14 protein-coding genes and 3 pseudogenes are annotated in these 13,773 nt (G+C 60.0%); 10 read left to right on the top strand and 7 right to left on the bottom strand.

What is annotated here, in order from left to right:
- Positions 1-24: 24 nt before the first annotated feature.
- A complete protein-coding gene (locus ACA066_RS19610) occupies positions 25-1,281 on the bottom strand; it encodes an MFS transporter (RefSeq protein WP_497699920.1) in 1,257 nt (418 codons plus the stop codon).
- On the opposite strand from ACA066_RS19610, the pseudogene ACA066_RS19605 reads away from it, so the two are divergent.
- Positions 1,225-1,616 (top strand): annotated as a pseudogene (locus tag ACA066_RS19605) (FadR/GntR family transcriptional regulator); the annotation flags it as partial. The gene ACA066_RS19610 and the pseudogene ACA066_RS19605 sit on opposite strands and share 57 nt — an antisense overlap.
- A 449-nt stretch (positions 1,617-2,065) precedes the next feature.
- On the opposite strand, the pseudogene ACA066_RS19600 reads toward ACA066_RS19605, so the two are convergent.
- Positions 2,066-2,413: pseudogene (locus ACA066_RS19600) on the bottom strand (EamA family transporter); the annotation flags it as partial.
- Here ACA066_RS19600 and ACA066_RS19595 point away from each other — a divergent pair.
- Positions 2,413-2,778, top strand: a pseudogene (locus ACA066_RS19595) (LysR substrate-binding domain-containing protein); the annotation flags it as partial. The pseudogenes ACA066_RS19600 and ACA066_RS19595 sit on opposite strands and share 1 nt — an antisense overlap.
- Before the next feature lie 177 nt (positions 2,779-2,955).
- On the opposite strand, the gene trhP reads toward ACA066_RS19595, so the two are convergent.
- Complete coding sequence (gene trhP / locus ACA066_RS19590; RefSeq protein WP_497696262.1) at positions 2,956-4,281, bottom strand: prephenate-dependent tRNA uridine(34) hydroxylase TrhP; 1,326 nt, start codon at positions 4,279-4,281, stop codon at positions 2,956-2,958.
- Between the two features lie 163 nt (positions 4,282-4,444).
- Here trhP and ACA066_RS19585 point away from each other — a divergent pair, with 163 nt between their 5' ends.
- Complete coding sequence (locus ACA066_RS19585) at positions 4,445-5,506, top strand: AI-2E family transporter (protein ID WP_497696261.1); 1,062 nt, start codon at positions 4,445-4,447, stop codon at positions 5,504-5,506.
- On the opposite strand, the gene ACA066_RS19580 is transcribed toward ACA066_RS19585, so the two are convergent.
- From ACA066_RS19580 to ACA066_RS19570, 3 genes are all read right to left on the bottom strand, one after another.
- Complete coding sequence (locus tag ACA066_RS19580; RefSeq protein WP_497696260.1) at positions 5,503-5,685, bottom strand: hypothetical protein; 183 nt, start codon at positions 5,683-5,685, stop codon at positions 5,503-5,505. The genes ACA066_RS19585 and ACA066_RS19580 overlap by 4 nt on opposite strands.
- A 112-nt stretch (positions 5,686-5,797) precedes the next feature.
- Positions 5,798-5,992: a hypothetical protein gene (locus ACA066_RS19575; RefSeq protein ID WP_084319749.1), complete on the bottom strand. Its 195-nt coding sequence runs from the start codon at positions 5,990-5,992 to the stop codon at positions 5,798-5,800.
- 233 nt (positions 5,993-6,225) lie between these two features.
- Positions 6,226-6,597, bottom strand: a complete 372-nt coding sequence (locus ACA066_RS19570) for a hypothetical protein (RefSeq protein ID WP_497696259.1) — start codon at positions 6,595-6,597, stop codon at positions 6,226-6,228.
- A gap of 246 nt (positions 6,598-6,843) precedes the next feature.
- On the opposite strand from ACA066_RS19570, the gene ACA066_RS19565 reads away from it, so the two are divergent.
- Complete coding sequence (locus ACA066_RS19565) at positions 6,844-7,662, top strand: shikimate 5-dehydrogenase (protein ID WP_497696258.1); 819 nt, start codon at positions 6,844-6,846, stop codon at positions 7,660-7,662.
- Positions 7,663-7,872: 210 nt separating this feature from the next.
- Positions 7,873-8,391 (top strand): cupin domain-containing protein, encoded by a 519-nt coding sequence (locus ACA066_RS19560; protein WP_497696257.1) that lies wholly within the window; start codon positions 7,873-7,875, stop codon positions 8,389-8,391.
- Between the two features lie 116 nt (positions 8,392-8,507).
- On the opposite strand, the gene ACA066_RS19555 is transcribed toward ACA066_RS19560, so the two are convergent.
- Positions 8,508-9,155 carry a YceH family protein gene (locus tag ACA066_RS19555; RefSeq protein WP_497696256.1) on the bottom strand — a complete coding sequence of 216 codons (648 nt, stop codon included), beginning with the start codon at positions 9,153-9,155 and terminating at the stop codon, positions 8,508-8,510.
- A gap of 311 nt (positions 9,156-9,466) precedes the next feature.
- On the opposite strand from ACA066_RS19555, the gene ACA066_RS19550 reads away from it, so the two are divergent.
- The 5 genes from ACA066_RS19550 to ACA066_RS19530 are packed head-to-tail and all read left to right on the top strand — an operon-like array spanning position 9,467 to position 13,580.
- Positions 9,467-10,444, top strand: coding sequence for an NAD-dependent epimerase (locus ACA066_RS19550; RefSeq protein WP_497696255.1), 978 nt, complete (start codon positions 9,467-9,469; stop codon positions 10,442-10,444).
- Between the two features lie 46 nt (positions 10,445-10,490).
- The gene (locus ACA066_RS19545) at positions 10,491-11,231 is read left to right on the top strand and encodes a glycosyltransferase family 2 protein (protein ID WP_497696254.1); all 741 of its coding nucleotides are present in this window, start codon (positions 10,491-10,493) and stop codon (positions 11,229-11,231) included.
- Positions 11,228-11,506 carry a lipid-A-disaccharide synthase N-terminal domain-containing protein gene (locus ACA066_RS19540; protein ID WP_192419887.1) on the top strand — a complete coding sequence of 93 codons (279 nt, stop codon included), beginning with the start codon at positions 11,228-11,230 and terminating at the stop codon, positions 11,504-11,506. Before ACA066_RS19545 ends, ACA066_RS19540 begins: the two co-directional genes overlap by 4 nt.
- A 3-nt stretch (positions 11,507-11,509) precedes the next feature.
- Entirely contained in the window at positions 11,510-13,030 is a 1,521-nt protein-coding gene (locus ACA066_RS19535; RefSeq protein ID WP_497696253.1) for an ArnT family glycosyltransferase, read from the top strand.
- A 40-nt stretch (positions 13,031-13,070) separates the two neighbouring features.
- Entirely contained in the window at positions 13,071-13,580 is a 510-nt protein-coding gene (locus tag ACA066_RS19530) for a DUF1993 domain-containing protein (RefSeq protein WP_497696252.1), read from the top strand.
- Positions 13,581-13,773 lie beyond the last annotated feature (193 nt).

The raw sequence follows: 13,773 nt of genomic DNA, 5'->3' as shown, positions 1-13,773 counted from the left end.
ATTCTTATCCTTGTAGACCGGAGCTCAGGCGTGTTCTGGCGTTGGTTTGCCCAGCGCAACGGCCGGTGCTGTTTTCGGGGTATTACGGGCGGCGAAGACGATGATCGCGGCAATGATCGAGGTCGCGGCCAGGCCATACAGCCCGCCCTGATTCGAGCCGGTGTGTTCTTCCAGCAGGCCGAACGTAGTCGGTGCAACGAAGCCGCCGAGGTTGCCCACCGAATTGATCAGCGCGATGACGCCTGCGGCGATCCGTGCATCGAGGTACGCCTGGGGAATCGGCCAGAACAGTGACGAAGCGGATTTGAAACCCAGCGCCGCGAAGCAGATCGCAACGAAGGCAAAGACCGGCCCGCCGGTGGTGGACATGAACATCCCGGCCGCCGCGATCAGCAGGGCAGTGGCGACCCAGGCTTGCTGGTGTTTCCATTTCGCCGACAGAGACGCGAAGGCGTACATGCCGACGATCGACAGCAGCCACGGGATCGAGTTGAACAGCCCGACCTGAATATCGCTGAGGTCGCCCATCTTCTTGATGATGCTCGGCAGCCAGAAGGTCGCGGCGTAGATGGTCAGTTGAATGAAGAAATAGATCAGGCCGAACAGGATGATCTGGCGATCCTTGAGCAGCTTGCCCAGGGACGGTTTGATCGGCGTCGCGGCTTCGCGGGCCAGTTGTTCGTCGTCGATGGCTTTGACCAGTGCGTCCTGTTCTTCGCGGCTGAGCCATTTGGCGTCATGGGGTTTGGAGTCCAGCCAGAACCAGACGAATACGCACAGGCCGACGGAGAACATGCCTTCGATGAAATACATCCATTGCCAGCCGTGCAGGCCAAAACCGCTGATCTGCAGGAGCAACCCGGACAACGGGCCGGAGATCAGTGAGGCAATGGCCGAACCACTGAGGAAAATTGCAATGGTCTTGCCGCGTTCCACCCCCGGCAACCAGCGAGTGAAGTAATAAATCACCCCCGGGAAGAACCCGGCTTCGGCCACGCCCAGCAGGAATCGCAGGATGTAGAAGTGGGTTTCGTTCTGGATGAAGGCCATGCTCGCGGCTACCAGGCCCCAGGTCAGCATGATGCGGGTCAGCCAGATTCGCGCGCCGACTTTTTGCAGGAGGATGTTGGAGGGGACTTCGAACAGCGCGTAACCGATGAAGAACAGACCGGCACCGAGGCCGATGTTCACGCGGTCGATGTAGTTGACGATGAACATGATGGCGAAACCCAGGCCGCTGCGCTGGCAGCGACTCGTCGCACGGATCAACAACTGGCGCAGATGCGCGAAGCTCTGGACGACTATCAAAGCCTGCTCGCCAACAACGACAGCTGCGTCGAAGCCGACAAGCGTTTTCACCTGCTGATTGCTGAAGCCACCGGCAATGTCTGCTTTACCGAAATCATGCAGCACTTGGGCAGCGCCATGACTCCACGGACGAGGTCAATGCCGCCGAGCGCGGCGCGGCGGATTTGAGCAAGCTGGGGCAGCTTGCCAACCTTGAGCATGAGGCGATTCTCAACGCCATCAAACGTCAGGATGCGGATGCGGCGCGGGCGGCCATGTGGCTGCACCTGACCAACAGCCGGGACCGGTTTCTCGCGGATCGCGATTAACCGTCTGTCTACTCGATAGCACGCGATTCCTGCACCTGTTTCCAACGAATACGGCCCAGATTTGCTGGACCTCATTAATGAGGTGCGTCATGGCTAACTCAATGGATCACGATGCTCCACCTGGTATGGACCCGACCCGGGACCCGGCCGGCACAGAGCCTGATCGACCTGAGGACTGGATGGATCCCGCCGCGGAGGAGGACGTGCCTCCGCCGGATGAGCCCACGCCGCTGTCCGATGACAGGCGCTAAACAGAACCCGGCCAGAGTGCCGGGTTTTTTGTGCAGGGCAGGTTGACCGGGGCATCGTTCTTCGCGAGCAGGCTCACTCCTACAAGGAATTTTCAGTGTTCATGAGGTCAGTGTGGGAGCGAGCCGGCTCCGGGCGGCGTTCCGACTATGACGCCAGATGCATCACCACCCTTTCAACGATCAAACAACCGCCGCCCGAATCACCACCGGCCGCCGCTCCCCCAGCGCAAACGAGGCAATCGCCATCGCCGTCGGCGGCACCAGATACAGCGTCATCGTCGCCCGGCTCAAATCAACGTGAGCCAACACAAATGCCCAGGCCAGATAAGCGAGCGCACTCGGAAACACGCCCAACGCCACCACCGCCAGTTGTGCATGCATCGGTGCGCTGACAATTTTTGCGGCCAACCCCGGCAGATACACCAGCAACAACGCCGTCCCCGACCACACCGTGTAGCAAACCAGCGTCAGTCCGTCGTAACGCCCGGAGTGATGTTTGTGCAACGCGAAGTAGAAACTCCACGACACCGCCGCCAACAGAATCAATCGCCTCCACGTCCCTGGGACCGGTGCGTGATATCGCCGATTTGCAGGACAAAACCGTGTTCATGTGGCCACAAGGCTGCCCATACCGCGCGGCGCTGGAGCACTGGTTATTGCGCCAGGGGCAGGCGCTGCCGATTGTCAGCCTGGCCAGTTATGGCGCGATTGTGGGTTGCGTCAGCGCGGGGGCGGGCGTGGCGCTGGTGCCCAAAGGTGTGTTCGATCAGTACGCCAAGGGCGCCGGTTGCGCGGGGTACGAATTCCCCGAGCTGACCGCCATCGACAACCTGTTTTACTGGCACGAAAACGCCGGGGTGCACCCGGCTCGTGAGGCGTTTGTGGCGATGTTGCGGGAGGAGTTTGCTTAGACGACTTCATGGATACTGGACTTTGTGGCGAGGGAGCTTGCTCCCGCTGGGGAGCGAAGCGCCCCAAAACCTGAGCATGCGTTTCTTCAGGTTGAACAGTGATCACCCATTTGCGATCGCTTCGCGCTCGAGCGGGAGCAAGCTCCCTCGCCACAGTTTTTTATCTGGTCTACCGGGCTACTTCATACCCACATCCCGCATCAACAACCCGAACCGTAAATCCACCGCATCCGGAATCGGCAGATACACCGTGTGCCCGTCTCCCGGCGCCACGTCGATGGGCTGGCCTTTGACGTTCTGCAACTGATGCAGATCAAAGTGGAAATTGCCCTTGGGCGTCATCAGTTCCATGTGATCGCCCAGGCCGAAACGGTTCTTCACCTTGACCTCCGCCAAGCGGTCACGCCGCTCGCCGGTCAACTCGCCGACAAACTGCTGCCGCTCCGACACCGAACTGCCGTTCTGATAGTTCTGGTATTCGTCATGCACATGCCGACGCAGAAAGCCTTCGGTGTAACCGCGTTGGGCGAGGGATTCCAGATCCGTCATCAGGCTGCGATCAAACGCGCGACCGGCCACTGCATCGTCGATCGCCCGGCGATACACCTGAGTGGTCCGCGCGCAATAGAAATGGGATTTGGTCCGGCCTTCGATTTTCAGCGAGTGCACGCCCATCTGCGTCAGACGCTCGACATGCTGCACGGCGCGCAGGTCCTTGGCGTTCATGATGTAAGTACCGTGTTCGTCCTCGAACGCCGGCATCAGTTCGTCCGGTCGATTGGCTTCCTGCAACAGGAACACCTGATCGGTCGGGGCGCCAATGCCAAGGGTCGGTTCGGGCTGGAAGGTCTGCACGATCTCGCCGAGCTGATTTTCCGTGGCTTCTTGCGCGGAGTACTTCCAGCGACAGGCGTTGGTGCAGCTGCCCTGATTGGCATCGCGCCTGTTCATGTAACCCGACAACAGGCAGCGGCCGGAATAGGCCATGCACAGCGCGCCGTGGACGAACACTTCCAGCTCCATGGCGGGCACTTGCTGGCGGATTTCGGCGATTTCTTCCAGGGACAGTTCACGTGAAAGGATGATCCGGCTCAAGCCTTGTTGCTGCCAGAACTCGACGCTCGCCCAGTTGACCGTGTTGGCCTGCACCGACAGGTGAATCGGCATCTGCGGGAAGTGCCGGCGCACCAGCATGATCAGGCCGGGGTCGGACATGATCAGCGCGTCCGGCGCCATGGCGATCACCGGTTGCAGATCCTTGAGAAAGGTTTTGAGCTTGGCGTTGTGCGGGGCGATGTTTACCACCACGTAGAAGCGCTTGCCTTGGGCCTGGGCTTCGCGAATGCCCAGCGCGAGGTTGGCGTGATCGAATTCGTTGTTGCGCACCCGCAGGCTGTAGCGCGGCTGGCCGGCGTATACCGCATCGGCACCGTAGGCGAAGGCGTAACGCATGTTTTTCAGGGTGCCGGCGGGGGCGAGCAGTTCAGGCGTGGCGAGGTTCATGGGCGTGTCGATCGCAAAAGCCCGCGAGGGTAATCGGCTTGGCCGCCGGATTCATTGATCTGGATCTATGCTTGATGAACAAGCGGATGGCACTCGCGCGAACTGTGGCGGACTAAGCATCAGGACGCGACATTGCGTCCCTGCGGACTGACATGGATCGGACATGAACGAAGAGACGGTAAAAAACAAATCGCTGGTGATTCTGCTTGGGCTGGTGACCGCTGCGTTCATCTGGATACTGCTGCCGTTCTACGGCGCGGTGTTCTGGGCAGTGATCCTCGGCATTCTCTTCGCGCCGTTGCAGCGTCGTCTGCAACTCAAGTTTGGCTGGCCACGCAACCTGACGTCGCTGCTCACACTGTGCATCTGTCTGTTCATCGCCATTCTGCCGGTGATCATCCTCAGTATCCTGCTCGTTCAAGAGGGCGCCACACTGTACAAGAGCATCCAAAGCGGCGAACTGGACATCGCAGGGTATGTGACGAATTTCAAGCACAGCCTGCCGACGTACTTTCAGCAGATGCTCGATCGGGCCGGGGTTGGGGAGCTGGAGGGGTTGCGCGAGAAAATCATCAAGAGTGCGATGTCGGGCAATGAGTTTATTACCACGCAGGCGTTCAGTTTCGGGCAGGGCACTTTTGATTTTGTGATCGGATTTTTCATCATGCTCTACCTGCTGTTCTTCTTTTTGCGCGACGGTGCAGAACTGGCGCGCAAGGTACGCGCCGCCGTGCCGCTGGAGGAACACCAGAAACGCCGTTTGCAGCTCAAGTTCAATCGAGTGGTGCGCGCCACGGTGAAGGGCAACCTGCTGGTGGCCATCACGCAAGGTGCGTTGGGTGGTTTGGTTTTCTGGTTTCTGGACATCCCGAGCGCGTTACTCTGGGCGGTGCTGATGGCGGTTTTGTCGCTGTTGCCAGCGGTGGGCGCGGGGATTGTGTGGGCGCCGGCGGCGGCATTTTTCCTGTTCAGCGGGGCGATCTGGCAGGGCGTGGTGTTGACGTTGTTCGGCATATTCGTGATTGGCCTGGTGGACAATGTGCTGCGACCCATGCTGGTGGGCAAGGACACGAAGATGCCGGACTACCTGATCCTCATCTCGACCCTCGGCGGCCTGGCGATTTTCGGGCTCAACGGCTTTGTCATCGGGCCATTGATCGCGGCGCTGTTCATGTCGAGCTGGGCCATTTTCATCGAAACCCAACCGCGGGTGCAGTTGCCTTAAGCGCTGATTCGACCGGTGCCGAGGCGTTGCGACAATGCCTTGGCGGCGTTAAGCGATATGAGCGGACCGCTGATCGGTTCGCCGTCCTGCATCAGATACCAACAGGCGAGCAATCCCAGCTCTCTAAGCGGTGCGGGAACGGCGCTGCCAATAACGGACATGATCTGAACCTGGGACATAAGTACCTCCATCAATCTATGGAGCTACCTTACGGACCCGGTGCTTGAACGAGAAATCAACGCTTTCAATAGTCGTCATTGACGCCAGCGGCCCCAAACGACCGTCTGTCTGTCAGTCGACCACCAGGTCCAGCATGTGGACCACTTCGTGCTCGTTGAGCAGGCCTTTGCGCACCAGGTTTTCGGCCAGCAGCGAAAGAAACTTGGCGCTGCGATGGCCTTCCAGGTGCTTGAGTTCGGTCAGGGCGTTGTACACCTTGCTGGAGGTGCACAAGCTGATATCGCGGTGCGGGTTTTGCGTGGGCATGAGGTCGTCCTTGTTGTTATCAACCTGTTGTTGGCGGACAGATCCAAGCTTGCGGACCTGACATGACATAAACATGACCGTTTCCCCCGGTGCGGGGGAAGGGCGCTTGAGTCAATCTTGCCCGCTTGAACCGGCGGGACTGTCCCGATAGCGACCTTGGCGAGATTTTTTCAGACCTTCACCGACGAACGGGCAGAAAAAAGCCCCGCTATAAAGCGGGGCCTTTGAGCCTGTTACCAGCGGCCGTAACCATGGGGATGGCCGTAGTAACCGCGTGGCGGGCCGTAATAGCCACGGGGCGGACCGTAGTAGACCGGTGGCGGGGCGTAATAGACCGGTTGTTGCACGTAGACCGGTGCCGGCTGGTAGTAAACCGGTGGCGGTTGCTGCACATACACCGGTTGCGGCTGGTAGTAAACCGGTTGTTGCTGGACATAAACGGGCCGGTTGCTGTTGATGATGGCCGAACCGACGATGGCCGAGCCAACGATCGCGCCAAATACCGCTGGACCTTGCCAACCGTGACCGCCGCCGCCAGCCTCTGCCTGCCCTGCGATAGCGAGAGCACCGATCAGCAAGGCAACTGTGGGGATTTTACGGATCATGATCATTCCTCGGTTCTTCAACCCGGCGCTTGCGTCTGCGATAGACCCAAGGATTGTCGCGGGGATACTTCTAAGACAGCGTTTTTTTGAAAATCAGCACAGCCGTTGGGTAAATTTTGTGTAAGGTCTGTACCGGCTTCCTTACCCACGTGCGCTGCCACCAGCAGGCACGCCGATATGATCGATCAGATCTCGATGGAATGGCTAATCCCGTCCATCTGAAAGTGCTACCGAAGGAGATTCTTCATGCAGATGAACCCCAACAAAGACACTCAGCTGTGCATGTCCCTGTCGGGGCGCCCGGGGAACTTTGGCCTGCGATTTCACAATCATCTGTACGAACAGTTGGGGCTGAATTTCTACTACAAGGCCTTTCGCAGCCAGGACCTGACCGGTGCCGTCGCGGGTATTCGCGCCCTGGGCATTCGCGGTTGTGGCGTATCGATGCCGTTCAAGGAAGCGTGCATTGCGCTGGTCGATGAGCTGGACGCGTCCGCCGCCGCCATTCAATCGATCAACACCATCGTCAACACCGACGGTCACCTCAAGGCTTACAACACCGATTACATCGCCATCGCTCAGTTGCTGGAAACCCATCAGGTGCCCAAGGAATCGACCTTTGCCCTGCGCGGCAGCGGCGGCATGGCCAAGGCTGTGGCCAGTGCATTGCGCGACGGTGGTTACAAAAACGGCCTGATCGTCGCCCGTAACGAACGCGCCGGGCGTGCCCTGGCGCAATCTCTGGGCTATGAATGGCAAGCCGAGTTGGGCACCTGGCGCCCGCAGATGCTGATCAACGTGACGCCGATCGGCATGACTGGCGGGCCTGAGGCCGATCAACTGGCCTTTGACGCCGAAGTCATTGCTGCTGCCGAGACTGTCTTCGATGTGGTGGCGGTCCCCTCGGAAACGCCGCTGATCGTGCGCGGTCGTGTTGAAGTCAAGCGAGTGATCACTGGGCTGGAAGTGATCGCGATCCAGGCGCTGGAGCAGTTTGTGCTTTACACCGGGGTGCGTCCGACGGAGGAGCAGTTCCAGAAAGCGGTGGAATTTGCCCGGAGCTGATCTTCCTTCCATTATTTGTTGGCTGTGCCGGCCCTTCGCGAGCAGGCTCGCTCCCACATTGGATCGACGTCGCACACGAGAACTTTGTGGGAGCGAGCCTGCTCGCGGCGGGCGCGACTCGGTCTCCCGGATAAATGAGCACCCGGGCCTATACTGCTCGCCAGCAAGCAAAGACTTGCTACCCCATAAAACCGTGCCCCGAGGTTTCCCATGCATCCCGCCATCCTCAACCTCAATCAGGTCGAACTCGAACCGCTGCCCGAAGCCCTGGCGCCGACCGGTGAAACGGCTGGCCGCTATCAGCAGCGGATTGCCCGCGTCGGTCAGCAACTGGGTGCGCAAAAGCTTGGCTATCGCTTGTATGTGCTGGAACCGGGGATGCGTGGCAGTCCGTTTCACAGCCATCGGGTCAATGAGGAAATGTTTTACGTGGTGGCCGGGGAAGGGGAGATCCGTCTCGGGGCCGAGCGTTTTCCCATCCGTGCGGGTGACGTGATCGCCTGCCCGCCGGGCGGTCCGGAAGCGGCGCACCAAATCATCAACACCAGCACCCGTGAGCTGCGCTACCTGGCGGTCAGCACCCAGCAATCGCCGGAAATTTGCGAGTACCCGGATTCCGGCAAATACGCGGTGATGGACGATTTCAAGGTCGATGCCGAGGGCAATGCTTCTGGGTTTGTCGCCATCGCCAGACAGGCCGACGGGGTGGATTATTGGGATGGTGAGTAATTCGATCCCTTGTAGGAGCAAGGCTTGCCCGCGAAGGCGATTTCCAATTCGGCGATAACGTTGGGTGTTGAATCGCCTTCGCGGGCAAGCCTCGCTCCTACAGAGATCGCGTGGGGTTATTCGAGGCGTGCCAGTCTCTCTTCCAGCGCGGCGATTCGCGCCTCCAGCTCTTCGATCCGCTCCACGGAAACGCCGCTGCCGGCACCACGCTCCACCGGATTCTGCCGCGCCGCGAGGATCGCTTCGATATCCGCCGGATCACCCAGCGCATGCATATAGCGGTCCTCACGCTGCCCGGCCTGACGGGGAATCAGCAACGCGAGACCGCGAGCAATCAACCGTTCAAGTTGATGCACGACCTGTTCGGCATCTTCGAACTCATGCATGCGGCCGCTGCGGGTCAGCAGTTCGTTGACCGTCTGCGGACCTCGCAGAAACAGCAGCCCCGTCAGGATCACCTGCGCCGGCACCAGCTCCAGGGCCTTGTCGACCTTGTGCTCCCAGCGGTCGGCGCGGCTGCCCATCACCAGTTTGGTAAATCCGCGACCTTCGAGGGCGCGCAGGCTCTGGCCGACCTGGCCCTGGGTGAGGTTCATCACCGGTTCGCGGCTGGTTTTCTGGTTGCAGGCAATCACCAGGGCGTTGAGGGTCAGCGGATAGGTTTCCGGGCTGGTGGCCTGTTTCTCGATCAACGAACCGAGAATGCGGATTTCCGTGCTGTTGAGGCGCGGCTCGTCGAAGGTCGTTTCTTGCTCAGTGTTCATGATGCTGCGTCCTTACCCCGGTTCATATTCTTCTCCTGCTGGCATGCACTTTAGATTGGCGTGCGCCAATGGCAACTGAATTCGTCGCGCCACCCCGGTAATGGTCATAAAAGCTACATCAATCCATAACGCTATTTTTACATTCCGGCGGGCACCGTATGCAGGGCCGCGAAATGACGGCCGCACCTGACAGGCGCGGCGTCAGAGCGTATCGACGAGGTCACTGGCCTTAATGACTGCAACCTGGAGCAAGGCATGACGCTGACGTTGGGAACGACCCGCAATAATGCGCTGATCGGCGCGCACCTGCCATGACCGTGCTGGTCACCGGCGCCGCCGGTTTCATCGGTTTTCACACGGTCAAGCGCCTGTGTGAGCAAGGTCTTGAAGTGGTCGGCATCGATAATCTCAACGACTACTACAGCGTGGAACTCAAACACGCCCGGCTCAAGGAGCTGCGTGCCTTGTCGGGCTTTCATTTCCAGACGCTGGATATCGTCGACAAGCCTGCTCTGCTTGCGTTGTTCAAGGAACACCGCTTCACCGAGGTTATCCACCTGGCCGCCCAGGCCGGCGTTCGCTACTCGCTGGACAACCCGGACGTGTATGCGCAATCGAACCTGACGGGGTTTCTGAATGTGCTGGAGGCCTGCCGACACCATCGCCCCGAGCATCTGATCTATGCCTCGAGCAGCTCGGTGTACGGCACCAACAGCAAAATGCCGTTCTGCGTCGAAGATGCCGTGGATCATCCGGTTTCGCTGTACGCCGCGACCAAACGCGCCAATGAGCTGATGGCCCACAGCTACTGCCATCTGTATGGAATCAAGGCCAGCGGCCTGCGGTTTTTTACCGTGTATGGACCTTGGGGCCGCCCCGACATGGCGCTGTTCAAATTCACCGAAGCGATCCTCACCGACATACCGATCGACCTCTACAACCAGGGCCTGATGTCGCGGGATTTCACCTACATCGACGACATCGTCGAAAGCATCGTACGTCTGCGTCCACGTCCGCCATTGCCGGAGGACGCAGGCGAGGGCGTCAACCGGATTTTCAATATCGGGCGCGGCACGCCGATGGCGCTGCTGGATTTCGTCGATTGCCTGGAGTCGGCGCTGGACCGGCAAGCCCAACGCAATTTGCTGCCGATGCAGGCGGGCGAAGTACTCAAGACCTGGGCGGACGTGTCGGCATTGGCGCAATGGGTCGATTTTCGTCCGCAAGTGACGGTCGAGGCCGGCGTTGCGCAATTCGTGAAGTGGTATCGCCACTTTTATCAGATTTGAAACGTTGGCCCTCGATCATAAAAAATCCAGGGAAACAGGGGCCTCTATGAGCCAAGACCTATTTGTATCCGTGCTGATTCCGGCCAAGAACGAAGCGAGCAATCTCACCTCGCTGCTGGAAGAAATCCACATCGCACTGGCGGATGAAGCGTACGAAGTTATCGTTGTCGACGATGGCAGCACTGACGCCACCTTGCAGGCATTGCGAAACACCCGGCACAGCGGCCTGAGCACCTTGCGCATCCTGCGGCATGAGCGTTCGCTGGGGCAGAGCACTTCGCTCTACCATGCCGCGCTTGCCGCCCGGGGCCAATGGCTGGCCACCCTCGATGGTGACGGTCAAAACGACCCCGCGGACATCCCCGGCATGCTGGCGCTAGTGCGCAGTGAACGCGCAGGCGCCGACCTGCAATTGGTGGCCGGGCATCGGGTCAACCGCCGCGACACCGCGAGCAAGCGCTGGGCCTCGCGGTTTGCCAACGGTATACGCCGCCGCATGCTCAAGGATCAGACGCCGGACACCGGTTGCGGGCTGAAACTGATCCAGCGCGCGGCGTTTCTGCGCTTGCCGTACTTTGACCACATGCACCGCTTCATTCCTGCGCTGATCCAGCGCCACAACGGCCGCATGATCACCCATCCGGTCAACCACCGATCCCGTACGGCCGGGGTTTCCAAATACGGCAACATTGACCGTGCGCTGGTCGGCATTCTCGACCTGATCGGTGTCTGGTGGCTGATCCGGCGCACGCGTTTGAACACTCATGCGCAGGAGATCGAAGGATGAACCTGTCCCGCGAAACCCTGTGGCTGGTGGTCGGTTTCAGTGGCCAGATCGCCTTTACCGGCCGCTTTGTCCTGCAGTGGCTGTACAGCGAATACAAAAAGCGCAGCGTGATTCCGGTGAGTTTCTGGTACCTGAGCATCATCGGCAGCGCGCTGTTGTTCGCCTATGCGATTTACCGACAGGACCCGGTGTTCATCGCCGGGCAGGCGTTCGGCTCCATCGTTTACTTGCGCAACCTGCAATTGATTGCCCGCAGCAAAACCTTGAAGGACTGACCCATGCGCCGAACCCTTTCCCCCGGCATCGAATGCCTGGGGCTGATGCTGCTTGCTTTGTTGTTGGTCGGCGCCGGACTCGGGCTGCGCCAACCGCAGAACGTGGACGAGGAACGATTCCTCGGCGTGGCGCTGGAGATGTTGCACAACGGTTCGTGGCTGATTCCCCACCGTGCGGCGGAGATTTACGGCGATAAACCGCCGATTTTCATGTGGACCGTGGCGTTTTTCACCTGGATCACCGGGATGCCCGCCATTGCCCTTTACATTCCGGGGCTGCTGTCTGCCACTTCGGTCACGGCCATGCTCTACGACTTGGGCCGCAAACTGTGGAACCGGCGAGCCGGTCGAACGGCGGCACTGTTGTACCTGGCGACCTATCAGACCTACAGCATTCTGCGGACCGGCCAGATCGACAGTTTTCTGATTCTGTTCACCTCGCTGGGCCTGTACGGCCTGGCCCGTCATCTGCTGCTCGGGCCTGCCTGGCGTTGGTTTTACGTCGGTTGCGCCGCCATGGGGATTGGCGTGATCACCAAAGGGGTTGGCTTCGTGCCGGCGTTGATGCTGATTCCGTATGCCTACGCGGTGCGCAAAGGCTGGCCGGGCGTGGTGGCGATGCCGGGCGAGGCGCGCAAATGGTGTATGGGTTTTGTGGTGGTGCTGGGCGCCGTTGGCATCTGGTTGTTGCCCTTGGCGCTGTCCATCGCGCTCAATGGCGGCGCTGACGAAATCGCCTATGCGCGGGAAATCCTGCTGCGCCAGACGGCGGGGCGCTATGCCGCAGCGTGGGATCATCGCGAGCCATTCTGGTATTTCTTCGTCAACGTGATTCCGCAATATTGGTTGCCGCTGGTGCTCGCGTTGCCGTGGCTGATTCCCGCCTGGCGCAGACAACTGCGCAAGCGCGACGGTCGAGTGCTGGTGCTGCTGGGTTGGGTGGTGCTGGTCGTGCTTTTCTTCTGTCTGAGCAGCGGTAAGCGCAAGTTGTACATCTATCCGGCATTGCCGGGTCTGGTGCTGGTCGCCGCGCCGCTGATGCCGTGGCTGTTCAAGCGCTGGTTCCGTCGGCGTCTGCTCGGCTGGCGGATCTTTCAGGGGGTGGCCGTGGCCTGGTTTGCGCTGTGGTTCGCCCGCGGTTTCATCGAGCCGGTCAAGGACGGTGCCAATCCCCACGAAGCGTTGATGGCGCAGGCGGCGGCCATGACCCAGGGCGCGGACCTGGTGTTGGTCAACTGGCGCGAGGGCCATTGGTTGTTCGCAAGGCAACCGATCGTGCATTTCGGAATGACCGGTTCAACGGTCGAGCAGGCGGCGCAGTGGCTGCGCGAACATCCGCAGGCGTACGCGTTGGTGCCGGATGAACAGCTCGGCCAGTGTTTCAATCCTCAGGCCGCCCGCGAGTTGGGCGAAACCTCCCGGGCGCAGTGGTCGATCGTCGGTGCCGACGCCGATAACGGCAATTGCCATCCTGGCCCGCCCGCCCATATCTATCGCTTCACCTGGGACCGTGCATCGCTATAATCGACCCCACGTTTCACACCTGTCACCACACGAGACTGCCATGACCATTTCCCTGTATGACGCTTCCGTTCCGGTTTTCAAACAATTGCTCACTGCCCTGAGCGACGTTCTGAACAAGGCCGAAGCCCACGCCACCGCGAAGAACATCGATCCGAACGCTTTCCTGCAAGCCCGTCTGTACCCGGACATGTTCCCGCTGGTGCGTCAGGTGCAGATCGCCGTGGATTTCGCCAAGGGTGTATCTTCGCGTCTGGCCGAGATCGAAGTGCCGAAGTACGACGACACTGAAACCACCTTCGCCGAGCTGCAAGCGCTGCTGACCAAGGTTCTGGCTTACATCGGCGAGATCAAGCCTGAGCAGATCAACGGCAAGGAAGGCATCGAGATCATCACCCGTCCAGGCACGCCGAAAGAGAAGCGCTTCAGCGGCCAGGCTTACCTGCTGAGCTACGGCTTGCCGCAGTTCTTCTTCCACGTCACTACCGCTTATGCGCTGCTGCGTCACAACGGCGTGGAAGTGGGCAAGCGCGATTACATGGGCGCGTTCTAAACCACCCGGGTACAAAAAAGCCCGCCAAGGTTTGCGCCTTGGCGGGCTTTTTATTGGCCTTGTGGGAGTGAGGTTATTCGCGATGGCGGCCTGACAGCCAACCTGTTCTCGCGGATGCGCCCGGAACCCTGTGGGCGGGCTTGCCCGCGATGGCTATGTGTTGAGCAATGAAGGTTTTGATGGTGTACATATC

The organism is Pseudomonas sp. LBUM1651 (genome assembly GCF_059716135.1).
This window is presented reverse-complemented; position numbering and strand designations above follow the sequence as displayed.

Bases quoted from the DNA above. Each gene is read 5' to 3' on its own strand.
- trhP (WP_497696262.1), bottom strand. From the start codon at position 4,281: ATGAACCTCGCCACGCCTGAACTGCTCGCCCCCGCCGGCACCCTGAAA.
- ACA066_RS19585 (WP_497696261.1), top strand. From the start codon at position 4,445: ATGAACGAAGAGACGGTAAAAAACAAATCGCTGGTGATTCTGCTTGGG.
- ACA066_RS19580 (WP_497696260.1), bottom strand. From the start codon at position 5,685: ATGTCCCAGGTTCAGATCATGTCCGTTATTGGCAGCGCCGTTCCCGCA.
- ACA066_RS19575 (WP_084319749.1), bottom strand. From the start codon at position 5,992: ATGCCCACGCAAAACCCGCACCGCGATATCAGCTTGTGCACCTCCAGC.
- ACA066_RS19570 (WP_497696259.1), bottom strand. From the start codon at position 6,597: ATGATCCGTAAAATCCCCACAGTTGCCTTGCTGATCGGTGCTCTCGCT.
- ACA066_RS19565 (WP_497696258.1), top strand. From the start codon at position 6,844: ATGCAGATGAACCCCAACAAAGACACTCAGCTGTGCATGTCCCTGTCG.
- ACA066_RS19560 (WP_497696257.1), top strand. From the start codon at position 7,873: ATGCATCCCGCCATCCTCAACCTCAATCAGGTCGAACTCGAACCGCTG.
- ACA066_RS19555 (WP_497696256.1), bottom strand. From the start codon at position 9,155: ATGAACACTGAGCAAGAAACGACCTTCGACGAGCCGCGCCTCAACAGC.
- ACA066_RS19550 (WP_497696255.1), top strand. From the start codon at position 9,467: ATGACCGTGCTGGTCACCGGCGCCGCCGGTTTCATCGGTTTTCACACG.
- ACA066_RS19545 (WP_497696254.1), top strand. From the start codon at position 10,491: ATGAGCCAAGACCTATTTGTATCCGTGCTGATTCCGGCCAAGAACGAA.
- ACA066_RS19540 (WP_192419887.1), top strand. From the start codon at position 11,228: ATGAACCTGTCCCGCGAAACCCTGTGGCTGGTGGTCGGTTTCAGTGGC.
- ACA066_RS19535 (WP_497696253.1), top strand. From the start codon at position 11,510: ATGCGCCGAACCCTTTCCCCCGGCATCGAATGCCTGGGGCTGATGCTG.
- ACA066_RS19530 (WP_497696252.1), top strand. From the start codon at position 13,071: ATGACCATTTCCCTGTATGACGCTTCCGTTCCGGTTTTCAAACAATTG.